At 71.9% G+C, this 22,334-nt stretch carries 22 protein-coding genes and 1 riboswitch; of the genes, 15 read left to right on the top strand and 7 right to left on the bottom strand.

The window, feature by feature from the left end:
* Window positions 1-63 precede the first annotated feature (63 nt).
* From ACIBO8_RS36560 to ACIBO8_RS36510, 11 genes are all read left to right on the top strand, one after another.
* Window positions 64-1,098 (top strand): LacI family DNA-binding transcriptional regulator, encoded by a 1,035-nt coding sequence (locus ACIBO8_RS36560; protein WP_396120108.1) that lies wholly within the window; start codon window positions 64-66, stop codon window positions 1,096-1,098.
* Between the two features lie 84 nt (window positions 1,099-1,182).
* The gene (locus ACIBO8_RS36555) at window positions 1,183-3,213 is read left to right on the top strand and encodes a bifunctional aldolase/short-chain dehydrogenase (protein ID WP_396120107.1); all 2,031 of its coding nucleotides are present in this window, start codon (window positions 1,183-1,185) and stop codon (window positions 3,211-3,213) included.
* The gene (locus tag ACIBO8_RS36550) at window positions 3,210-4,616 is read left to right on the top strand and encodes a rhamnulokinase family protein (RefSeq protein WP_396120106.1); all 1,407 of its coding nucleotides are present in this window, start codon (window positions 3,210-3,212) and stop codon (window positions 4,614-4,616) included. Before ACIBO8_RS36555 ends, ACIBO8_RS36550 begins: the two co-directional genes overlap by 4 nt.
* Window positions 4,607-5,344, top strand: a complete 738-nt coding sequence (locus tag ACIBO8_RS36545; RefSeq protein WP_396120105.1) for a (Fe-S)-binding protein — start codon at window positions 4,607-4,609, stop codon at window positions 5,342-5,344. The genes ACIBO8_RS36550 and ACIBO8_RS36545 overlap by 10 nt, the downstream gene beginning before the upstream one ends.
* A complete protein-coding gene (locus ACIBO8_RS36540; RefSeq protein ID WP_396120104.1) occupies window positions 5,341-6,759 on the top strand; it encodes a lactate utilization protein B in 1,419 nt (472 codons plus the stop codon). Before ACIBO8_RS36545 ends, ACIBO8_RS36540 begins: the two co-directional genes overlap by 4 nt.
* On the top strand, window positions 6,756-7,328 hold the full coding sequence (locus ACIBO8_RS36535; RefSeq protein ID WP_396120103.1) for a lactate utilization protein C: 573 nt from the start codon (window positions 6,756-6,758) through the stop codon (window positions 7,326-7,328). Before ACIBO8_RS36540 ends, ACIBO8_RS36535 begins: the two co-directional genes overlap by 4 nt.
* 83 nt (window positions 7,329-7,411) lie before the next feature.
* Window positions 7,412-7,747: an STAS domain-containing protein gene (locus ACIBO8_RS36530; protein WP_396120102.1), complete on the top strand. Its 336-nt coding sequence runs from the start codon at window positions 7,412-7,414 to the stop codon at window positions 7,745-7,747.
* 27 nt (window positions 7,748-7,774) lie between these two features.
* On the top strand, window positions 7,775-8,419 hold the full coding sequence (locus ACIBO8_RS36525) for an aspartate/glutamate racemase family protein (protein ID WP_396120101.1): 645 nt from the start codon (window positions 7,775-7,777) through the stop codon (window positions 8,417-8,419).
* A complete protein-coding gene (locus ACIBO8_RS36520; RefSeq protein ID WP_396120100.1) occupies window positions 8,416-9,039 on the top strand; it encodes a TetR/AcrR family transcriptional regulator in 624 nt (207 codons plus the stop codon). The genes ACIBO8_RS36525 and ACIBO8_RS36520 overlap by 4 nt, the downstream gene beginning before the upstream one ends.
* A gap of 2 nt (window positions 9,040-9,041) precedes the next feature.
* A complete protein-coding gene (locus ACIBO8_RS36515) occupies window positions 9,042-9,938 on the top strand; it encodes an ATP-binding cassette domain-containing protein (RefSeq protein WP_396120099.1) in 897 nt (298 codons plus the stop codon).
* Entirely contained in the window at window positions 9,935-11,533 is a 1,599-nt protein-coding gene (locus ACIBO8_RS36510) for an ABC transporter permease (protein WP_396120098.1), read from the top strand. Before ACIBO8_RS36515 ends, ACIBO8_RS36510 begins: the two co-directional genes overlap by 4 nt.
* 8 nt (window positions 11,534-11,541) lie before the next feature.
* On the opposite strand, the gene ACIBO8_RS36505 is transcribed toward ACIBO8_RS36510, so the two are convergent.
* From ACIBO8_RS36505 to ACIBO8_RS36490, 4 genes are all read right to left on the bottom strand, one after another.
* Complete coding sequence (locus tag ACIBO8_RS36505) at window positions 11,542-12,033, bottom strand: hypothetical protein (protein ID WP_396120097.1); 492 nt, start codon at window positions 12,031-12,033, stop codon at window positions 11,542-11,544.
* Window positions 12,026-13,681: a Na+/H+ antiporter gene (locus tag ACIBO8_RS36500; RefSeq protein WP_396120096.1), complete on the bottom strand. Its 1,656-nt coding sequence runs from the start codon at window positions 13,679-13,681 to the stop codon at window positions 12,026-12,028. Before ACIBO8_RS36500 ends, ACIBO8_RS36505 begins: the two co-directional genes overlap by 8 nt.
* A 71-nt stretch (window positions 13,682-13,752) precedes the next feature.
* A complete protein-coding gene (gene ahcY / locus ACIBO8_RS36495; protein ID WP_396120095.1) occupies window positions 13,753-15,213 on the bottom strand; it encodes an adenosylhomocysteinase in 1,461 nt (486 codons plus the stop codon).
* An 18-nt stretch (window positions 15,214-15,231) separates the two neighbouring features.
* Window positions 15,232-15,312, bottom strand: a riboswitch (S-adenosyl-L-homocysteine riboswitch).
* Window positions 15,313-15,374: 62 nt separating this feature from the next.
* Entirely contained in the window at window positions 15,375-16,466 is a 1,092-nt protein-coding gene (locus ACIBO8_RS36490; RefSeq protein ID WP_396120094.1) for a phytanoyl-CoA dioxygenase family protein, read from the bottom strand.
* Window positions 16,467-16,539: 73 nt separating this feature from the next.
* Between ACIBO8_RS36490 and ACIBO8_RS36485 the strand changes: the two genes are divergently transcribed.
* From ACIBO8_RS36485 to ACIBO8_RS36470, 4 genes are all read left to right on the top strand, one after another.
* Complete coding sequence (locus ACIBO8_RS36485; protein ID WP_396120093.1) at window positions 16,540-17,577, top strand: LacI family DNA-binding transcriptional regulator; 1,038 nt, start codon at window positions 16,540-16,542, stop codon at window positions 17,575-17,577.
* Window positions 17,578-17,658: 81 nt separating this feature from the next.
* Window positions 17,659-17,988 (top strand): YciI family protein, encoded by a 330-nt coding sequence (locus ACIBO8_RS36480; protein WP_396120092.1) that lies wholly within the window; start codon window positions 17,659-17,661, stop codon window positions 17,986-17,988.
* Window positions 17,985-19,175, top strand: a complete 1,191-nt coding sequence (locus ACIBO8_RS36475) for an RNA polymerase sigma factor (protein ID WP_396120091.1) — start codon at window positions 17,985-17,987, stop codon at window positions 19,173-19,175. The genes ACIBO8_RS36480 and ACIBO8_RS36475 overlap by 4 nt, the downstream gene beginning before the upstream one ends.
* Entirely contained in the window at window positions 19,175-19,672 is a 498-nt protein-coding gene (locus tag ACIBO8_RS36470; protein ID WP_396120090.1) for a pyridoxamine 5'-phosphate oxidase family protein, read from the top strand. Before ACIBO8_RS36475 ends, ACIBO8_RS36470 begins: the two co-directional genes overlap by 1 nt.
* Here ACIBO8_RS36470 and ACIBO8_RS36465 read toward each other — a convergent pair.
* The 3 genes from ACIBO8_RS36465 to ACIBO8_RS36455 are packed head-to-tail and all read right to left on the bottom strand — an operon-like array spanning window position 19,665 to window position 22,248.
* On the bottom strand, window positions 19,665-20,492 hold the full coding sequence (locus ACIBO8_RS36465) for a TIM barrel protein (RefSeq protein ID WP_396120089.1): 828 nt from the start codon (window positions 20,490-20,492) through the stop codon (window positions 19,665-19,667). The genes ACIBO8_RS36470 and ACIBO8_RS36465 overlap by 8 nt on opposite strands.
* Complete coding sequence (locus ACIBO8_RS36460) at window positions 20,489-21,487, bottom strand: Gfo/Idh/MocA family oxidoreductase (protein ID WP_396120088.1); 999 nt, start codon at window positions 21,485-21,487, stop codon at window positions 20,489-20,491. The genes ACIBO8_RS36465 and ACIBO8_RS36460 overlap by 4 nt, the downstream gene beginning before the upstream one ends.
* On the bottom strand, window positions 21,487-22,248 hold the full coding sequence (locus ACIBO8_RS36455; RefSeq protein ID WP_396120087.1) for an SDR family oxidoreductase: 762 nt from the start codon (window positions 22,246-22,248) through the stop codon (window positions 21,487-21,489). Before ACIBO8_RS36455 ends, ACIBO8_RS36460 begins: the two co-directional genes overlap by 1 nt.
* Window positions 22,249-22,334 lie beyond the last annotated feature (86 nt).

The raw sequence follows: 22,334 nt of genomic DNA, 5'->3' as shown, positions 1-22,334 counted from the left end.
AAGCATTCACCCGAAACGATGGGGCTAAGATGCACCCTCAACGTTTCAAAGGGGGAGTGTGCGGTGGCCAACGGCAGGAGCCCGTCCGTCAAGGACGTCGCCGCTACCGCGGGCGTCTCCCTGGGCACCGTCTCGAACGTGATGAACCGCCCCGAGGTGGTCAGCCCGGCGACCCGCGAGCGGGTCGAGCGGGCGATGGCCGAGCTGGGCTTCGTCCGCAACGAGTCGGCGCGCCAGCTTCGCGCGGGAACGAGCCGGACCCTCGCGTACGTGATGCTCGACGGCAGCAACCCGTTCTTCCACGACGTGGCGCAGGGCATCGAGCTCGCCGCCGAGAGCGCCGACCTGTCGCTGTTCATCTGCAACAGCAACGGGCGTGCCGACCGGGAGGCCGTGCACCTCGACCGCCTCGTGCAGCAGCGGGTGCAGGGTGTGCTGATCACGCCGGTCGATCCCGGGGCGCCGCACCTGGCGGAGATCGGACGCCGCGGCATCCCGATCGTCATCGTGGACCGGGTCGGTGCCGGCGGCGCCTTCTGTTCCGTCGCCGTCGACGACGTGCTGGGCGGCCGGATCGCCGCGGAGCACCTCGCCGAGCTGGGCCACACCCGGGTCGCGGTCGTCGGCGGCCCGGAGAGCCTCGGCCAGGTGCGCGAGCGGCTCGAGGGGGCGCGGCAGATCTGGGCCGAGCTGGGGCTGCGGCCCGAGGACCTGATTCACCTGCCGACCGCCGCCCTGACCGTGGCCGAGGGGCGCTCGGCGGGGGAGCGGCTCGCGGGCATCCCGGCCCGGCGGCGGCCCACCGCGGCCTTCTGCGCGAACGACCTGCTCGCGCTCGGCCTGCTGCAGCAGGTCATCGGCGCCGGGATGCGGGTGCCGGACGACCTGGCCATCGTGGGCTTCGACGACATCGAGTTCGCCGCGGCGGCCGCGGTGCCACTGACCTCGGTACGCCAGCCGCGCCAGGAGCTCGGCCGGGCGGCGGCGAGGCTGGTGCTCGACGAGGCGACCGACCCGCAGCACCGGCACCAGCAGCTCTCCTTCGTGCCGGAGCTGGTGGCGCGGGCGTCCACGGTGTCCCGTCCGCGCGCTCTCTGAGGCCGAACCTATTGACCGGGATCTCGGCGCCGCCGTAGCCTGCTGGACATTCATGAAACGTTTCAGAGCGAGCGAAGGATGGCCATGCCGCACGCCGCAGTGAGCGAGCTTCTGGGTCGAAGCAACCGCCTCGGCGCCGACCCGCGCACGACGAACTACGCGGGCGGCAACACGTCCGCCAAGGGCAGCGCGACCGATCCGGTCACCGGCACGCCCGTCGACCTGCTCTGGGTCAAGGGCTCCGGCGGCGACCTGGGCACCCTCACCGAGGCGGGGCTCGCGGTGCTGCGCCTGGACCGGCTCCGGGCCCTCACCGGTGTCTACCCGGGCGTCGAGCGCGAGGACGAGATGGTCGCCGCGTTCGGCTACTGCCTGCACGGCAGCGGCGGGGCGGCCCCCTCGATCGACACGGCCATGCACGGCCTGGTCGAGGCCGCGCACGTCGACCACCTGCACCCGGACGCGGGCATCGCGCTCGCCACCGCCGCCGACGGGCCCGCGCTGACCAAGGAGATCTTCGGCGACCGGGTGCTCTGGGTGCCGTGGCGCCGGCCGGGTTTCCAGCTCGGCCTCGACATCGCCGCCGTGCAGCGCGCCAATCCGCAGGCGATCGGAGTGATCCTCGGGGGGCACGGGATCACGGCGTGGGGCGCTACCAGCGACGAGTGCGAGGCACGGTCGCTGGAGATCATCCACACCGCGGCGGCGTACCTGGCCGGGCACGGGCGGGCCGAGCCGTTCGGGGCACTGGTGCACGCGCCGCTGCGTGTGGACGCCCGGCGGGAACGGGCGGCCGCGCTCTTCCCGCTCCTGCGCGGACTCGCGTCGACGGATCGGCCGCAGGTGGGGCACTACACCGACAGCGACGTGGTGCTCGATTTCGTGGGACGCGTACGGATGCCCGAGCTGGCTGCGCTCGGCACCTCCTGTCCCGACCACTTTCTGCGTACCAAAGTGAAGCCCTTGGTCTTGGACACCGCGCCCGACGCGCCGCTGGGGGAGGTCGAAGCCCGGCTCAGGGAGCTGCACGCGGCCTACCGGGAGGACTACCGGGCCTATTACGAGCGGCACGCCACCCAGGACAGTCCCGCGATGAGGGGTGCCGACCCGGCGATCGTGCTGGTCCCGGGCGTCGGGATGTTCAGCTTCGGCGCGAACAAGCAGACCGCCCGGGTCGCCGGCGAGTTCTACGTCAACGCGATCAACGTCATGCACGGCGCGGAGTCGGTCTCCACCTATACGCCGATCGACGAGTCCGAGAAGTTCCGGATCGAGTACTGGGCGCTGGAGGAGGCCAAGCTGCGGCGCATGCCGAAGCCGATGCCGCTGGCGACCCGGATCGCCCTGGTCACCGGCGGTGGATCGGGCATCGGGCGGGCCATCGCGCTGCGGCTCGCCGCCGAAGGAGCCTGCGTGGTGGTCGCCGACCGCGATGCCGCCTCCGCCGCCGCGGTGGCCGCCGAGATCGGCGGTCCCGACATGGCCGTGGCCGTCGAGGCCGACGTGACGTCCGAGACTGCCGTAGCCACGGCGGTCCAGCAGGCCGTCCTCGCCTTCGGCGGGGTGGACCTGATCGTCAACAACGCCGGCCTGTCGATCTCCAAGCCGCTGCTGGAGACCACCGAGGCCGACTGGGACCTGCAGCACGACGTGATGGCCAAGGGCTCCTTCCTCGTGTCGCGGGCCGCCTCCCGGGTGATGATCGGCCAGGGCATGGGCGGCGACATCGTCTACATCTCCAGCAAGAACTCGCTGTTCGCGGGCCCGGACAACGTCGCGTACGGCGCCGCCAAGGCCGACCAGGCGCATCAGGTCCGGCTGCTCGCCGCCGAGCTCGGAGCGCACGGCATCCGCGTCAACGGCATCAACCCCGACGGCGTCGTACGCGGCTCCGGCATCTTCGCCGGCGGCTGGGGCGCCCAGCGAGCAGCCGTGTACGGCGTACCGGAGGAGAAGCTGGGTGAGTTCTACGCGCAACGCACTCTGCTCAAGCGCGAGGTGCTGCCGGAGCACGTGGCCAACGCGGTCTTCGTGCTGACCGGCGGCGAGCTGTCGCACACCACGGGCCTGCACATCCCGGTGGACGCCGGCGTCGCGGCTGCGTTCCTGCGGTGAAGACCTTCGCGGCCGTCGACCTCGGCGCGTCCAGCGGCCGGGTCATGGCCGGCCGCGCCGGTTCCGGCCGGCTCGAGCTGACCGCCGTGCACCGCTTCCCGAACGATCCCGTACGAGCCGGCGGCACGCTGCACTGGGACATCCTCGCGCTCTATCGGGGCGTGCTGGACGGGCTGCGCCGGGCCGGCCCGGTCGACGGCATCGGCATCGACTCGTGGGCGGTCGACTACGGCCTGCTGGACGCGACCGGCGCGCTGCTCGGCAACCCGGTGCACTATCGCGACGCCCGCACCGACGGCGTCGCCGCAACGGTTCCCGAGGAGGAGCTCTACGCCGTCACCGGGCTGCAGAAGCTGCCGTTCAACACGATCTACCAGCTCCTGGCGGCCGTCGGGACGCCCCAGCTGGAGATCGCACGGCGGTTGCTGATGATTCCCGACCTGATCGCCTACTGGCTAACCGGCGAGCCGGGCGCCGAGATCACCAACGCGTCCACCACCCAGCTGCTGGACGTGCGGTCGGGAACCTGGGCGACGGGGCTGATGGAGACGCTGGGCATCCGTCCCGCGCTCTTCCCCGCACTGCGACGCCCGGGAGAGAAGATCGGCCGGGTGCTGCCAGAGTTGGGACTCGGAGCGACCGACGTCATCGCCGTGGGCTCCCACGACACGGCGTCGGCGGTGGTGGGGGTGCCGGCCGCATCGGAGCATTTCGCGTACGTCTCCTGCGGCACGTGGTCGCTCGTCGGGGTGGAGCTGGACGCCCCGGTGCTCACCGAGGCGTCCCGGCTCGCCAACTTCACCAACGAGGGCGGCGTCGACGGCACGATCCGGTATCTGCGCAACGTGATGGGCCTCTGGCCGCTGCAGGAGTGCCTGCGCGAATGGGGGCAGCCCGACCTGGCCGGGCTGCTGCGGGCGGCGGCGGCCCAGCCGGCGTTCGGTGCCGTGGTGGACCTCGACGACCCGGCGTTCCTCCCGCCCGGCGACATGGTGCGGCGGATCTGCCGGCAGGCCGGGCGTGAGCTGGAGCCGCCCGCGATCGTCCGCTGCGTCGTGGACAGCCTCGCGCTGGCGCATCGACGGGCGGTGCGTCAGGCACAGGAGTTGTCCGGCCGGCACGTCGACGCGGTGCACATCGTCGGTGGAGGGGCGCGCAACGAGCTGCTCTGCCGGCTCACCGCCGACGCCTGCGGGTTGCCGGTGCTGGCCGGCCCGGTCGAGGCCACGGCCCTGGGCAACGTGCTCGTCCAGGCGCGCGCGGCCGGTGCGATCGGCGGCGACCTCTCGGCGTTGCGGGTCCTCCTGCGGGAGACTCAGGAGATCGTGCGCTACGAGCCGCGCGGCGACGAGGCCGCGTGGCGGGCGGCCGAGCGCCGGGTGGGGAGTCTGACGTGCGGATAGCTCTCTTCGTGACCTGCCTGGCCGACACCCTGTTCCCCGCGGCGGCCAAGGCCACCGTTCAGCTCCTGGAGCGCCTCGGGCACGAGGTGGTCTTCCCGCCGGGTCAGACGTGCTGCGGCCAGATGCACATCAACACCGGCTATCAGCGGGATGCGCTTCCTCTGGTACGCCGCCACGTGCGCACCTTCGCCCCGTACGAGGTGGTGGTGGCGCCCTCGGGCTCGTGCGTCGGATCCGTACGCCACCAGCACGCGATGGTCGCCCGGGCGGCGGGGGACGGATCGCTGGCAGCCCGGGCCGAGGACGTGGCGTCGCGGACGTACGAGCTGTCGGAACTGCTGGTGGACGTGCTCGGGGTCGAGGACGTCGGCGCGTGGTATCCGCACCGGGTCACGTACCACCCGACCTGCCACTCGCTGCGGATGATCCGGGTCGGTGACAAGCCGCTGCGGCTGCTGCGCCACGTCCGCGGCCTCGAGCTGGTCGAGCTGCCCGGCGCCGAGCAGTGCTGCGGCTTCGGCGGCACTTTCGCGATCAAGAACGCGGACACCTCCACCGCGATGCTCGCCGACAAGATGCGTCACGTGCTGGAGACGGGTGCCGAGGTCTGTACGGCCGGCGACTCCTCCTGCCTCATGCACATCGGCGGCGGACTGTCCCGCATGGACGCGAAGGTGCGTACCGTTCACCTGGCCGAGATCCTCGCCGCCACGGAGGAGCGCTCATGAGCCGTACGTTTCTCGGCATGCCGGCGACCGCGCCGCGCGGGGTGGGCCACCTGCGCGGCGAAGAGCCTTTCCCGGAAGCCGCCCGCAAGGCGCTCGCCGACGACCAGCTGCGCCGCAACCTCGCCCACGCCACCGGCACCATCCGTCGCAAGTCCGGTGCGGTGATCGCTGAGCTGCCCGACTGGCAGGAGCTCCGGGCCGCCGGCTCGGCGCTGAAGGCCGCCACCATGGCGCGCCTGCCCGAGCTGCTCGAACAGCTCGAGGAGAGGGTGACCGCGGCGGGCGGCGTGGTGCACTGGGCGGCCGACGCCCACGAGGCCAACCGGATCGTCACCGACCTGGTCCGGGCCACCGGCCACGAACGGGTCATCAAGGTGAAGTCGATGGCCACCCAGGAGATCGGGCTGAACGAGGCGCTCGAGGCCGCCGGGATCGCGCCGGTCGAGACCGATCTGGCCGAGCTCATCGTCCAGCTGGGACACGACCGGCCGAGTCACATCCTGGTTCCGGCGATCCACCGCAACCGTTCGGAGATCCGCGAGATCTTCCTCCGGGAGATGCCGGGCGTCGACCCCGGGCTGACCGACGACCCGGCGACGCTCGCCGCCGCGGCCCGCCGGTATCTGCGCGAGACGTTCCTGAGCACCCGGGTGGCGGTCTCGGGCGCCAACTTCGCGGTCGCGGAGACCGGCACCCTCGCCGTGCTGGAGTCCGAGGGCAACGGCCGGATGTGCCTGACCCTGCCGGAGACGCTGATCACCGTCATGGGCATCGAGAAGGTGGTGCCCACGTGGCGCGACCTCGAGGTGTTCCTGCAGCTGCTGCCACGGGCCTCGACCGGGGAGCGGATGAACCCGTACACGTCGATGTGGACCGGGGTGACGCCGGGCGACGGGCCGCAGAGCTTCCACCTGGTGCTGCTGGACAACGGGCGCACCGCCGTGCTCGCCGACGAGGTGGGGCGGCAGGCCCTGCACTGCATCCGGTGCTCGGCCTGCCTGAACGTGTGCCCGGTCTACGAGCGTACGGGCGGCCACGCGTACGGGTCGGTGTACCCGGGTCCGATCGGAGCCGTGCTGTCGCCGCAGCTCACCGGGGTGGCGGACAACGCCTCCCTGCCGTACGCGTCCTCGCTCTGCGGCGCGTGTTTCGACGCCTGCCCGGTGAAGATCGACATCCCCTCCATCCTGGTTCACCTCCGGAACCAGGCGCCGCATGCGCGCAGCGAGCGGATCGCGATGGCGGCCGCGGCGTACACGATGGACCGACCCGCCCTCTACGCCCGCGCGCAGCATGCGGCGAAGCTGACCCGGCGGGTCACTCACCTGCCGCCGCCGCTGAACGGCTGGACGGCGAGCCGCGACCTGCCGGATCCGCCGCCGGAGACCTTCCGCGACTGGTGGGCCGGGCGATGAGCAGCCGCGACCTGATCCTGGGCCGGATCCGATCCGCCCTGGGCGGCGCCAGCGTGCCGGAGGTGCCCCGCGCGTACCGTCCGGCCGGTAGCGTGCCGGCCGACCTGGGGCTGCTGATCGACCGGCTCGTGGACTACAAAGCCGTGGTGCACCGCGGCTGCGATGTCGCGGCCGTCGTCGCGTCGCTGAACCCGGGCCGGCTGGTCGTGCCGCCCGGGGTCGACCCCGCCTGGGTGCCTTCCGGCGCCGAGCTGGTCGACGACGAGCACGACGCCGACGCCGTGCTGACCGCGGCGGCGGTGGCGGTGGCCGAGACGGGCACCATCGTGCTCGACGGCTCACCCGATCAGGGTCGCCGGGCCGTCTCGCTCCTGCCGGACCTGCACATCTGCGTCGTACGCCCGGACCAGGTCGTGGCCGCCGTGCCGGACGCGATCGCCCGCCTGGACCCGCTCCGGCCGCTGACCTGGATCAGCGGTCCCTCCGCCACCAGCGACATCGAGCTCGACCGGGTCGAGGGCGTCCACGGCCCGCGGCGGCTGCACGTCGTCATCACCGGGATGGAGTGAACACGCCGGAATCGGGTTCATCGGGGTGTGTCCAGGCCGTCACTGCCGCTAGGCTGACGCTCGACCGTGTGGGGAGGCTTTCGATGACCGAACGCCTGACCGGCGAACCGCTCGTCGTGCCGGAAACCGAGCTGAGTGTGGCCACGGTCGGAGAGACGGCCGACTACCTGCGCCTGCGCTGCGCGGGGGAGATCGACCAGTCGACGGCCGGCCTGTTCGCCGACGCGCTGGCCGCCGCCGTGCCCGGCCGCCGCCGGGTCGAGGTGGACCTGGGCGCGGTCACGTTCATGGACTCCTCGGGCATCAACGCCCTGGTCCAGCACCGCGACCCGGGCTGCGAGCTGGTGCTCGTCGAGGTGCCGCCGCGGATCCGCCGGGTCCTCGAGATCACCGCCCTGGATCGCATCTTCTGTCCCTGACCGCGGGCCGTCCGGCACGCTGGGCCGGTGACCTCGATCGGATTCCTGCACACCGCACACGCCCACGTCGGGACCTTCCGCGCGCTGATGCGCGAGCTCGACCCTGACCGGTACGACGTCCACGTGGTCGACGAGAGCCTGCTCGCCGAGGCGCGCGAGCGCGGGGTGGACGAGGACATCCGGCGCCGGCTGCTCGTCCGGCTCCGGGAGGTGGCCGCCGCCGACGCCGGCGTGGTGGTCTGCACCTGCTCGACGCTGGGCGGGTGGGCCGAACGGATGAGCGACGCGGTCGGCGTGCCCGTGGTGCGGGTCGACCGTCCGATGGCGGAAACGGCCGTCGCGGCGGGGCGCCGGATCGTGATCGTGGCGACCGTGGCCTCGACGCTCGAGCCCACCCGGGAACTGCTGACATCGTGCGCCGCGTCCGGCACCGAGATCGTCGAGGCGCTCTGCCCGGACGCCTGGCCGCTGTTCGAAACAGGAGACCTCGACGGGTACGCCCACCGCATCGCCGCCCACGCCCGGACGCTCGACGCGGACGTGATCGTGCTGGCCCAGGCGAGCATGGCGCTCGCGGAACCACTGCTGGCCGGCTCGGGCAAGCACGTGTTCAGCAGCCCGAGAATCGCGGTGGCGTACGCTACACAGTTGTGTAGTAAGCTACACGAGTGAGTAGCTCGACGGACTTGACTGCCCGCGCCCGCATTCGGGAGGCGGCCATCGCCCTGTTCGCCGAGCGTGGCATCAGCGGCGCGACCATCCGCGACATCGCCGAGGCAGCCGGCGTCTCGTCCGGTCTGCTGCGGCACCACTTCGGCTCCAAGGAAGGGCTGCGCGACGCCTGCGACGACTACGTCATGGCCGAGCTCGCGCGCATCCGGGCCCCCTACCTCGACGGGACCGGGTACGGCGAACAGGGCCTGCTGGACGCCATCCAGGCCGCGCCGCTGGTGCTGCAGACGTACGTGGTCCGGTCGACGATGGACGGTTCGCCGACGGGCACCAAGATGTTCGAGCGGATGGTGGACGAGGGCGAGCGCTGGCTGGCGACCGCGCCCGTCAAATCCACGGACCCGCGGGCGTACGCAGCCGTCCTCGTCGCCCTCAAGATGGGCATGTATCTGCTGCGCGAGCAGATCTCCGCGGCGATCGGGGTGGACACCCGCACCCCGGCCGGCCAGGCCCGGATGTTCCGGGCGGCCGTCGAGATCTTCGCTCAGCCGATGCTCTCCGCCGACCTCGCCGACCAGGCGTACGCGGTCCTGGACCGGCTCATCTCACCTCAGGAGTAGCGATGACCGAGGCGATCAGCGTCACCGGGCTCGTCAAGAGCTTCGGGCGCACCCGGGCCCTGGACGGGCTGGATCTGCACGTGCGGACCGGCGAGGTGCACGGCTTCCTGGGCCCCAACGGTGCCGGGAAGACCACCACCATCCGCGTCCTGCTCGGGCTGATCCGCGCGGGCGGCGGCAGCGCGCGGCTGCTCGGCGGGGACCCGTGGTCCGATGCGACCGCGTTGCATCGGCGGCTCGCGTACGTACCCGGCGACGTCACGCTGTGGCCCACCCTCACCGGCGGCGAGGTCATCGACCTGCTCGGCCGGCTGCGCGGCGGCGTCGACACCAAGCGGCGCGACGACCTGTTGCAGCGCTTCGATCTGGACCCGCGCAAGAAGGGCCGCACCTACTCCAAGGGCAACCGGCAGAAGGTCGCGCTGGTCGCCGCCCTCGCCTCCGATGTGGAGCTGCTGATCCTCGACGAACCCACGTCGGGCCTGGATCCGCTCATGGAGGAGGTGTTCCGCGAGGTCGTCCGCGAGGAGCAGCGGCGCGGAGACCGGACGGTACTGCTCTCCAGCCACATCCTCAGCGAGGTCGAGGCGCTCTGCGACCGGGTGACCATCATCCGCGAGGGCCGGACCGTCGAGACCGGCACCCTGTCGGAGCTGCGCCACCTCACCCGTACGACGATCGAGGCGGAGCTCACCGGCCCGGTCGACGGCCTCGCGACGCTGCCGGGGGTGCACGGGCTGCGTACGCACGACCACCGCGTCACCTTCGACGTCGACACGGACGCGCTCGAGCCCGCGCTGCGCCGCCTCGTCGACGTCGGGGTCCGCAGCCTCACCAGCCAGCCGCCGACGCTGGAGGAGCTGTTCCTCCGGCAGTACCAGAAGGACCCGGTCCGATGACCGGCACCGGGCGGCTGATCCGTCTCGTCCTGCGGCGCGACCGGGTGCTGCTGCCGCTCTGGGCCGTGGTCCTCGCGCTCGTGCCCGCGCTCTACGTCAGCTCCTTCGAGAGCCTGTTCCCCACCGCGGCCGACCGCCTCGAGTACGCCCGGGTCAGCGCCGGCAACGCGGGCTTCGTCGCGCTCTACGGGCCGCTGCACGGCGCCGGCCTGGGCGAGCTGGTCGCCTGGCGCGGCGGCTTCCTGCCGGTGATGATCGGCCTGTTCAGCCTTCTCACCGTCATCCGGCACACCCGTGCCGACGAGGAGGCCGGGCGAACCGAGCTGATCGGTGCCGGCGTCGTCGGGCGGCATGCCGGACTGGCCGCGGCGCTGATCGTCACCTGGGGCGCCAACGTGCTGCTGGCGCTGATCCTGAGCACGGCCATGGTCGCCCAGGGCCTGCCCGTCACCGGTTCGGTGCTCATGGCCGCCGGCTTCGCCCTCGTCGGCTGCGTGTTCGCCGGCGTCGGCGCGGTCGCGGCCCAGGTGACATCCGGCGCCCGCAGCGCCCGGTCGATCGCGGCCGTGGCGCTCGGAGTCGCGTACGTGCTCCGCCTCTCCGGGGACGTCAGCGCCATCGGCGGCGGGGCGGTCTCCTGGCTGTCCTGGCTGTCGCCGATCGGGTGGGTGCAGCACATGTTCCCGTACGGCGCCGACCGCTGGTGGCCCGGCGTGCTCGCCGTCGCGCTCACGGCCCTGCTCGCCCGGGCGGCCGTGGCCCTCGCCGCCCGGCGGGACGTGGGCGCCGGCCTGGTGGCGCCCCGTCCGGGCCCGGCGCGGGCGGCCGCCGGACTTCGCGGTCCCGTGTCGCTCGCCTGGCGCCTGCACCGCGGGTTGCTGGCCGGCTGGATCGCCGGTTTCGCGGCGCTGGGGCTGGTCTTCGGCGGCGTGGTCCGCAGCGTCGCCGACCTCAGCGCGGAGAATCCCCAGCTGGCGCGGATGTTCGAGCGGATGGGCGGCGCGTCGGGCGTCACCGACAGCTTCCTCGCCGGGGTCAGCGGGGTCATGGGAGTCGTCGCGGCGGCGTACGCCGTGCAGGCCACCCTGCGGCTGCGCGACGAGGAGAGCTCGGGTCACGCGGAGGCGGTGCTGGCCACCGCGCAGGGAAGGCTGCGGTGGGTCGGCAGCCACCTGCTCTTCTCGCTGGCCGGTCCGGCGCTCGCGCTGACGATCGGGGGTGCCGTCTGCGGCGTGGCCACCGGGCTGGCGATGCACGACGTCGGGGGTGAGTTCCCGGCCGTTCTCGGCGGCATGACGGCTCAGTTGCCGGCGGTCTGGGTGCTGGCCGCGCTCACCGTGCTGCTCTTCGGCGCCGTTCCCAAGGCCGCCCCGGCGGCGTGGGGCGCCGTGGCGGCCTGCGTCCTGCTCCTGCTGGTGGGGGCGACCCTGGACCTGAGCCAGTGGGTCATGGACGTCTCGCCGTTCACGCACATCCCGCACCTGCCCGGCGGCGAGCCCTCGGCCACACCGTTCGTGGTGCTGACGCTGATCGCGGCGGTCCTGGCGGCCGCCGGCCTGGCCGGGTTCCGGCGTCGGGACGTGCCCGCCACCTGATCCCGCGGTCAGATCGGGATCTCGACCGCGCGTACGTCCCCGTTGTCCGCGATCCGCCACAGGTCGCGCTCGTCGCCCAGGGCGATGCCGTCGACCGTGGCCGGGTCGACGACCAGGCTGGTCCCGTCGTCGAGCGCGAACGCCACCCCGCGCACGAGCCCGTCGGCGAAGTCGTCGTCCACGTAGAGGGTGACCGTCTTGCACTCGATCGCCCGGTGCACGCTCAGGTACATGCTGGTGAGGTCGATCAGCACCGGGCGCAGCTGGTCCTCGGCGTCGAGGTCCGGGTGCACCACGGGCTCGTCGACCACCCCGATGCGCAGCAACTGCCCGAGCTCGGGCACGGAGAGGTTGACGTAGCCCTGCCCGGGCGCGCCGATGTACACCTGCTTGCCGTAGAGGAGGACCCGCTCGGGGCTGCTGCTCAGGTCGCCGTACCCCGCGGCGAGCACCTCCTCGAAGCGGCGGCACCGGCGGAACAGCCGGATCAGCTCATCCATGGGCCGACCTGTCGGGCAGCAGGCGTTCTTCGTGGTCGAGTTCGCGTTCGAGCACCCGCATCCCCTCGTCCGAGAGCCGGCCGGCGTCGCGCCAGCGCAGCAGTTCCTCGCGCTGGGCATCGATGACCGAGCGGCGCACCCGCAGCGCGGCCTCGTACTGCGGCGAGACCGGCACCTCGTCCGAGTCCGCCCGCTCGAGCAGGTCCAGGCGCCGCCGGTAGCGCTCCAGGCGCAGCCCGAGCTGCTTGCGCATCGCCTCGATGGCGTGGTCGTCCACGTGGTCGTGGCGTTGCTGCTGGATCTCCTCGAGCCGGTCGAGGGCGGCCTGCACCGAGGCCGAGCGAGCCTCGTTGCGCAACCGCACCTTGTCCGCCTCGTTCGCCTTGAGGCCCAACATCCGTACCAAAGGTGCGAATGTGATGCCCTGTCCCACCAGGGTAACCAGGACGACCGCGAATGCGCAGAACAACAGCAGGTCCAGGTCGGGGAAGGGTTGCCCGCTGCGCGTGCGCGCCGGGATGGTGAAGACCGCCGCCAGGGTGATCACGCCCCGGGTGCCCGACCAGCTGAGCGCGACGATCTCCCGGCCGTCGAGGCGGCGTTCCCGGGCGCTCGTGTCCTCCTCCGAGGCGGGGTCGCCACCGAGCCGCGCGTGCATCGAGCGCGGCAGCATCTGCGTCAGCACCAGGAAGAGCGGGCGGAGCAGCAGGACGACGCCCACCGAGACCGCCACCGCGATGACGATCGTCGAGGTCCGGTACTCGGACAGGCCGTTGATCACGCGGGGGAGCTGCTGCCCGATGAGCAGGAAGACCAGACCCTCGAGCAGGAAGTCGACCAGCCGCCAGACCGCGGTGACCTGCAGCCGGCTGGCGCCCGAGGCCAGCCGGGGCGCGTCGTGGCCGACGATCAGGCCCGCCACCACGACCGCGAGCACGCCGGACACGTGCACCCCCTCGGCCAGCAGGTACGCGACGAACGGCGTGGCCAGCGACACCGCGTTCGCGATCAGCGGGTCGCGCTGGAGGGGCCGGGCGGCGCGTACCACGTACGCGACCACGATGCCCGCGATCACCCCGCCGGTCGCCGAGATGACGAACTCGCCGACCGCGGCGGAGAAGGAGAACTTGTGCCCGACCGCGGCGGACACCGCCACGCTCAGCAGCGTCAGCGCGGTCGCGTCGTTGAGCAGCCCCTCGCCCTGCACCAGCGTGACGATGTTGCGCGGCAGGCCGACCTTCTTGCCCACCGCCAGGGCCGCCACCGGGTCGGGCGGGGCCACCGCGGCGCCCAGCGCCACCCCGGCCGCGAGCGTCGCCCCGGCCACGAAGAAGTGGAAACCGACGCCGATCAGCAGCGCCGTGAGCAGCACCAGGACCACGGACAGGCTGATCACCGTACGCATGTTGCGGCGGATGTCGATCAATGAGGAGTCGAGCGACGCGCTGTAGAGCAGTGGCGGCAGCACCAGCGTCAGGATCAGCTCGGAATCGAGGTCGACGTTGGGGCCGGGCAGGACGGCGTAGAGAATGCCGAGGAGGGTGAGGAGGGCGGCCGCGGGCAGCCCGGTGCGATCGGCGATCCGGCGGACCCCGACGATCACCGCGACACCGGCGAGGATGAACAGCAACGTCATCTCGACACTCACCGGCACATTGTCCCGGAGGAACCCTGCGGCGGGTCACCTGCGCTCGATCGCGCAGATGACCCGCCGGGGAATCAGTAGCGGTAGTGGTCGGGCTTGTACGGTCCCTCGACCGGCACGCCCAGGTACTCCGCCTGCTTCTTGGTCAGCTCGGTGAGCCGGACGCCGAGCGCGTCCAGGTGCAGCCGCGCGACCTTCTCGTCCAGGTGCTTCGGGAGCACGTAGACCTGGTTGTCGTACTCGTCAGGCTTGGTCCAGAGCTCGATCTGGGCCATCACCTGGTTGGTGAACGAGTTCGACATGACGAAGCTGGGGTGGCCGGTGGCGTTGCCCAGGTTCATCAGGCGGCCCTCGGAGAGCACGATGACCGCGTGCCCGTCCGGGAAGCGCCACTCGTGCACCTGCGGCTTGACCTCGATCTTCTCGATGCCCGGCACCTTGGCGAGGCCGGCCATGTCGATCTCGTCGTCGAAGTGGCCGACGTTGCCGACGATCGCGTTGTGCTTCATCGCGGCCATGTGCTCGACCGTGATGATCTCGGTGCCGCCGGTGGTGGTGATGAAGATGTCGGCCTCGGAGACCACGTCCTCGATCCGGGCGACCTGCATGCCGTCCATCGCCGCCTGCAGCGCGCAGATCGGGTCGACCTCGGTCACCACGACGCGGGCACCCTGGCCGCGCAGCGTCTCGGCCGAGCCCTTGCCGACGTCGCCGTAGCCGCAGACCACGGCCAGCTTGCCGCCGAGCATGACGTCGGTGGCACGGTTGAGGCCGTCGACCAGCGAGTGGCGGATGCCGTACTTGTTGTCGAACTTGCTCTTGGTGACCGAGTCGTTGACGTTGATCGCCGGGAAGAGCAGGTCGCCGGTCTTGGCGAACTTGTAGAGCCGCGCGACGCCGGTGGTGGTCTCCTCGGTGACGCCCTTGATCTCCGCAGCGATCTTGGTGAACCGCTGCGGGTCCGACGCCAGGCTGCGGCGCAGGGTGTCGAGGATGATCGTGTACTCGTGGGGGTCCTCGGCGGTGGTCGCCGGGACCGCACCCGCCTTCTCGAACTCCACGCCCTTGTGCACGAGCAGGGTGGCGTCGCCGCCGTCGTCGAGGATCATGTTCGGGCCGAGGCCGTCACCGAAGTCGAACAGCTGCTCGGTGCACCACCAGTACTCCTCGAGCGTCTCGCCCTTCCAGGCGAAGACCGGGGTGCCGGACGGGGCCTCGACCGTGCCCTCGGGGCCGACGACGATCGCCGCGGCGGCCTCGTCCTGGGTCGAGAAGATGTTGCAGGAGACCCAGCGGACCTGCGCACCGAGCGCGACGAGCGTCTCGATGAGCACCGCGGTCTGGATGGTCATGTGCAGCGAGCCGGCGATCCGCGCGCCGCGCAGCGGCTGCGCGTCCTTGTACTCCTCGCGGATCGACATCAGGCCGGGCATCTCGTGCTCGGCGAGGCGCATCTGGTGCCGGCCGAAGGCGGCCAGCGACAGGTCCGCCACCGCGAAGTCGATGCCGTTGAGCTGCTGGAGACGTGATGACATGGAGAAGGGCACCCCCCTCGTCAGGAGGCGCCCTTGCGACAGTGGCCCACAGGCCGAGCGTGGCGGACCTCAGGGTCCGTCGCAGCGCCTCTCGGCAAGGGGCAGCGCCGCTTCGGGCGCCCCACCACCATAACGTCGCGATTCCAAGATCGGGAACCCGCTCAGGCGGCGGCCCGGCGTCGCTCCTGCTGATCGCGCAGGGCCTTCTCGAATTGTGACGCGTCCCACTGCTCGGTGAGCGCCTGCCGCATCAGGTCGGCCTGGGTCTGCGGGGCCATCCCGTCCACGGGCTGGTCGCGGTCGAGGTTCGTGGGAAAGGCGTACCCCTCGGCGGCCGTCGCGACGACGTTGTCCACGTTCCCCGGGTAAGCCCGCAGCACCGGATAGAGGGCCCGGCACATCGCGACGCGGTCGACCGTCTCCATGGCCCGCCCGAACGCCGACGAGACCTGGAGCAGGTTCGCCATCCGCCGGACGTCCGCGCTGCGGTTGGCGCCGGCGCCGTGGAAGAGCGCCGGGTTGAAGAAGGCGGCGTCGCCCTTCTCCAGCGGCAACTGCACGTAGTTGGCATCGAAGTACTCGGTGAACTCCGGCTGGTGGAACGCGAGATAGCCGCCCGGGTACTTCTGCGAGTGCGGCAGGTACAGCGTCGGACCGGTCTCCACCGGCATGTCGACGTGTGCGACGGCGCCCTGCAGGGTCAGTGCGGGGGAGAGCAGGTGCAGGTGCGCGGGATAGCGCTCGGCCAGCTCGCGGGACATGAAGCCCAGGTGGTAGTCCCGGTGCGCGACCTGTGCGACGCTGCCCGGGTTCACCACGTTGGGCTGCGAGGTGACCTGGTAGCCGGGGCCCAGCCAGCACTCGGAGATCAGCGCGAGGATGTCGTTGTCGTAGTACGCGGCGAAGGCCTCCGGATCGCGGACCGCGAACTTGTCCACGGCGCCCCAGATCCGGTCGTTGGCGCCGGGCTTGGCGAAGTGGTCGCCCCGGGCGGCCCCGGTGGCCTTCTGCTCCTCGATCATCGCGGTGAAGACGGCGGTCGCGCGGTCCACCACGGCTGCCGCGAAGGCGCCTTTGAACACCACGATGCCGGGGCCGTCCAGCAACGCCCGGATCAGTTCGTCGCGGGCCTCCCGTCCGGCCGTCCCGTCGTAGATCAACACGTTTCGTTCCACGCCGGCGGCGTGCCGATACTCGCCCGGGTCGGTGGTCTGCTCGACCAGTTTCCGGAAGTCGTCAAGGCAGATGTCCATGCCGTCAGGCTAGGGAGGGATACAACATCAAAGTCCCTTGAAAAGACCTCAAAAACCCCTCATCGTGTACGGGGTGAAGCACCCGTACCGCATCCGCGAGATCGCCGTCCAGTCCGGCCTCAGCCCGGCCACAGTGGACCGTGTGCTGCACCGGCGCGGCGGTGTCCGGGCGAGCACCGTGCGCGAGGTGGAGCAGGCGATCGAGGACCTCGACCGGCAGCGGTCCCAGCTGCGCATCGGCGGGCGTACGTTCATGATCGACGTGATCGTGCAGGCACCGTCGCGCTTCTCCACCGCCGTCCGCGCGGCGTTGGAGGCCGAACTGCCCGCGATGCGACCGGCGGTGATCCGCTCCCGCTTCCACCTGCTCGACAGCGCCGGCGTGACCGACCTCGTGGCCGTGCTCGACAAGGTGGGCCGCACCAAGTCGCACGGCGTGATCCTCAAGGCACCGGACGTGCCGGAGATCGTCGCCGCCGTTGCCCGCCTGGCCCGGCAGGGTATCCCGGTGGTGACGCTGGTGACCGACCTGCCGACCAGCCCGCGCGCGGCGTACGTCGGCATCGACAACCGCGCGGCCGGCGCCACCGCGGCCTACCTCGTGCAGGAGTGGCTGGCCGAACGCGCCGGCGACGTGCTGGTGGTCCGCGGGCACGGCTCGTTCCGCGGCGAGGACGAGCGGGAGATGGGATTCCGGGCCGAGATGCGTACGCGGGCCGCGGGCCGCCGCCTTTTCGAGGTCGTCGACGAGGAGGACCGCGCTGAGGCCGTCCACATCGGAACGCGGGAGGTGCTGGCCGGCAACCCGGCGGTCCGCGCGGTCTACTCCCTGTACGCGGGCGCCGGCGGCAACGCTGCGGTGGTGGATGCCTTCGACCGCGAGAACCGGCGCTACGACGTCTTCGTCGCGCACGACCTCGACGGCGAGAACACCGCCCTGCTCCGCGAGCGCCGGCTCTCCGCCGTGCTCCACCACGACCTGCGGCAGGACCTGCGCCACGCCTGCCACGTCGTCATGCAGGCACAGGGCGCACTGCCCGGTCCCGTACGGTCGAACCCCTCCGCGATCCAGGTCATCACCCCGCACAACGCCCCGCCGGCAGAATTCTGAGATTTCCGGTGCGATGCTGTCCGGATCCGCGCGGACCGTTCGTCACGAGGGTGGATCACCACCGGAGAGAAGGACGCTGAGATGAAGTACATGATGTTCGTCTGCACCGACACCGAGCCCGAGACGGACGAGTCGCAGGTGCCCGACATCGAGCAGTGGGTCGCCGAGAACGACGCCGCGGGCCGCCGCCGGGAGGGCAGCCAGCTCGCCCCTCCGGCGTCGGCGACGACAGTACGGGTCCGTGGCGGCGAGCTGCTGCTGTCGGACGGCCCGTTCGCCGAGACGAAAGAGGTGATCGTGGGCTTCGACATCCTCGAGTGCGCCGACCTCGACGAGGCCATCGAGGTGGCTCGCGCCCACCCGATGGCGTGGAACGGCCGGGTCGAGCTGCGCCCGTTTGTCGGGGAATGACCGAGGTCGCCGAGGCGGTCGCCGCCGCCGGCGTGGAGTCGCGGGCCCGGATCGTCGCAGGACTGATCCGGGTCACCGGCGACTGGCAGCTTGCCGAGGACTGCACGCAGGAGGCGCTCGCCCTCGCGCTGGAGAAGTGGCCGGGCGAGGGCGTGCCGGCGAATCCGGGCGGCTGGCTGGCGACGGTCGCACGTAACCGTGCGATCGACGTACTGCGGCGCGCGACCGTCGAACGCCGCAAGCTGACGGAGCTGGCGGTGCTCACCTCCGGCGCGGAACCGGCGCCCGCGTCCGACGACCGGCTCCGGCTGATCTTCACCTGCTGCCACCCCGCGCTCTCGCTCGAGGCGCGGGTGGCGCTGACCCTGCGTACCGTCGCGGGCGTGCCGACCGCGGACATCGCGCGCGCCTTCCTCGTCACCGAGCCGACGATGACGCGGCGGCTCACCCGGGCCAAGACCAAGATCGCGCAGGCCCGGATCCCGTACCGGGTGCCGTCCGGGCCGGCCCTGGGCGAGCGGCTGCCCGGCGTCCTTGCGGTGCTGTACCTGCTCTTCACCCGCGGCTACGACGTCGACGGCGAGCCGGCGTTCGCGGCGGAGGCGATCCGGCTCGCGCGGCTGCTCGCCGAGCTCATGCCGGACCAGCCCGAGGTCCGCGCACTCCTGGCGCTCTTCCTGCTCCAGCACTCGCGCCGGGACGCCCGCCGCGACGAGCACGGCAACCTGCTCACCCTGGACCGGCAGGACCGCAGCCGCTGGGACCACGACGCGATCACCGAAGCGCGGTCGTTTCTGCCACCCGCCGATGGCCCGTACGCGGTGCAGGCACACATCGCCGCCTGCCACACCGCCGACGTCACCGACTGGCCCCGCGTCGCCGCGCTCTACGACCGGCTCGCGACCCTCGTGCCCTCACCCGTCGTGCGGCTCAACAGAGCGGTGGCCCACGGGTACGCCCACAGCCCGGCGGCCGGACTCACCCTGCTCGCCGAGGCGCGCGCCGCCGGCGGCCTCGACGGGTATCCGCTGACCGTGGCCGCGGAAGCCGACCTGACCGCCCGCGCCGGCGATCGCGAGCGAGCGGTCACCCTGTACGAGCAGGCCGCCGCGGCCGCCCACTCCGACCCCGAACGGCGGGCCCTGCTGGCGCGCGCCGAGGAACTCACCATTCCCGAGGAGGACTGATGGAACCGACCGTCGAGCTCAACAGCGACTTCAGCGAGCCCGGCACCACGGCGGTGCCCTGGGCCGACGTGCTGGCGGTGCTGACCGGATCGGAGATGTTCTGGCTGTCCACCGTGCGGCGCAGCGGCCGGCCGCACGTCACCCCGCTCCCGGCCGTATGGGACGAGGGCGTGCTGCACTTCTGCACCGGCGATCAGGAGCAGAAGTCGGCGAACCTGCTGGCCAATCCCGCCTGCGTGCTGACCACGGGCACCAACCGGCTGCACCGGGGCCTGGACGTCGTGGTCGAGGGCACCGCCGTACGCGTGACCGGCCAGGACCGCCTCCGCCGGCTCGCCGCGCTGTGGAAGACCAAGCTGGACTGGGACTTCGAGGTCGACGCGGAGGCGTTCCACGACGACGACGGGCGTACGGCCTGGGTGTTCGGGGTCGCGCCGGACAAAGTGCTGGCGTTCGGCAAGAACCCGTACACCCAGACGCGCTACCGGTTCAGCTGAGGATCTCGCGCAGCCGCTCGGCGCTGCGCCGCACGTCCGCCACGGGACCCTCGCCCGCCGGTTCGGCCGCCAGGATCGTGTCCTGCTCGAGGACCCACCAGCCGTCGTACCCGTGCCGCCGCAGCGCCGCCGCGACCCGGGCGAAGTCCACGTCCCCGTCCCCGATCGGCCGGTACATGCCGGCCGCGACCGCCTCGGTGTAGGTGCGCTCCGCCCGGCGTACCTCCGCCGCCATGCCGGCGTCCACGTCCTTCGCATGCACGTGCGCGATCCGGTCACCGTTCCGCTCGGCCAGCTCGACCGGGTCCGTACCGCCGATCAGCAGATGCCCGGTGTCCAGGCACAGGGCGATGCCCGAGCCGTCCAGCACCCGCCGCACCTCGGCGGGAGTCTCCACCATCGTGCCGACGTGCGGGTGCAGCACCGCGGTCAGACCCCGCTCCCGAGCCGCTGCGGCGAGCCGGTCCAGGTTCGAGAGCACCCGTTTCCAGCCGGTGTCGTCCAGCTCCGGGCGGGTGTCGTACCCGTCCTGGCCGGTCGCGGCCGCGAGCACCACCGTGTCCGCACCGGCGGCGACGAAGCGGTCCAGGTCCACGGTGGGCTCGCCCTCGTGCAGGACGACCGGCACGAAGCCACCGACCGCGCACAGGCCCAGCTCGCGCAGGATGTCGTCGGAGGGCAGGAACCCGTCCGGGCCGAACTCCGTCGCGGTCAGGCCGATCTCGCGCATCTCGCGCAGCACCCGCTCGGCGCTCAGCTGATGCCCCCAGCCGGGGACCTCGCACACACCCCACGAGATGGGGGCTCCGGCGATCTTCATGCCGCACTCCTCACTTCGGTCATCCGTACGGGACGGTGCTCGCGCAGTGACACCGTGCACGCCTCGGCGATCCACTGCGCTTCCACGGCGTCCGCCACCGTGCAGGGGCTCTCACGCGTACCGGCCACGACCTCGGTGAAGGCGGCCAGCTGCCGGCGGTACGCCGTGGCGAACCGGTCCATGAAGAACGAGTGCGGCGGCCCGGCCGGGAACGTGACGCCCGGCTCCGCGGAACGCAGCGGCAGGCGGTCGTCCAGTCCGGCGGCGATGCTGTCGTCGGTGCCGTGCAGCTCCAGGCGTACGTCGTAACCCCGGCCGTTGTAGCGGGTGTTGGACACCACCGCCAGCGTCTCGTCGTCGAGGGTGAGGATCGCGGCGGTGGTCGCCGCATCGCCGGTGTCGGCGAACACCCGGTCGCCGCGGCTGCTTCCGGTCGCGTACACCTCGACCACCTCGCGCCCGGTGACGAACCGGATGATGTCGAAGTCGTGCACGCTGCAGTCGCGGAAGATCCCGCCCGAGGCGGCCAGATAGCCGGCCGGCGGGGGTGCCGGGTCCATGGTCGTCGACCGTACGGTGTGCAACCGGCCGAGAACGTTGCCCCGCACCGCCTCCCGGGCCGCGACGAACCCCGGGTCGAACCGGCGGTTGTACCCGATCTGGACCGTACGCCCGGCACAGTGCCGCAGCACCTCCTCGGCCGCGGCCGCACCCTTGGCGACCGGCTTCTCGCAGAAGACCGGCAAGCCGGCTTCCACCGCGGCGAGGATCAGTTGCGGGTGTGCGTCGGTCGCCGCGGCGATGACCACACCGTCCACGTTCCCGCGCAGCAGGTCGCCCGGATCCTTCGCGGGCTCGGCCCCGTATTTGGCGACGATCCGGTCGGTCGCCGCCGGGACGGCGTCCGTGACGACCAGGTCGACACCCGGCAGGGAACTGAGGGTCTCGGCGTGGAACGCGCCGATCCGGCCCAGTCCGATCAGTCCGATGCGCATCAGTCCATACCGCCGATCACTTGTTGGTCCCAGTCGACGACCGATCCGGTCACCACGCCGCTGCGCGCCGACAGCAGGAAGACCGCGAAGTCCGCGATCTCGTCCACCCGGGCGAGCCGGCCCATCGGCAACCGCTTACCGGCCTGCTCGCGCCAGTCGTCGCCGGCGTCGTGGTACGTCCGCTGCGTGACGTCCTCGCCCTCGGTGTCGGTCCACCCGATGTCCAGGCCGTTGATCCGGATGCGGTCGAAGCGGTGCGCGTGCGCGGCGTTGCGGGTCAGTCCCGCCAGCCCGGCCTTCGCCGCGACGTACGGCGCGAGATACGGCTGGCCGCCGAGCTCTGACGTCGAGATGATGTTGAGGATCGTGCCGGGCTCACCGCGGCGCAGCATGTCGCGGACCGCGGCCTGCATGAGGAAGAACGGCGCCCGGAGATTCACGGCGAGGTGCTGGTCGAACAGCTCCGGGGTGGTGTCGAGCAGCGTGCCGCGCGCCGTGAGGCCGGCGGCGTTGACCAGGCAGTCGATCCGGCCGTACCGGTCGACGACCGCCGCGGCCGACGCGCGCGCACTCTCCACATCGGAGACGTCGGCAGCGACATACATGACACCGATCTCCGCGGCGAGTCGCTCACCGACGTCGCGGCGGCGGCCGGTGACGACGACCCTCGCCCCTTCCCGTACGGCGGCGCGCGCGATGCCGGCACCGACACCTTGGGTGCCGGCGCTGATCAGCGCCACCCGGCCGTCCAGAAGCGTCATGCCTGTAGAGGATGGGTGGGTTAACGAGATCGTAACAAGGCGGGTGGCCCATCAAAAACACCTCAGCTTGAGGTTTTGTCCGTTCC

This window comes from Actinoplanes sp. NPDC049681 (genome assembly GCF_044465265.1).
GTDB lineage: Bacteria > Actinomycetota > Actinomycetes > Mycobacteriales > Micromonosporaceae > Actinoplanes.
This window is presented reverse-complemented; position numbering and strand designations above follow the sequence as displayed.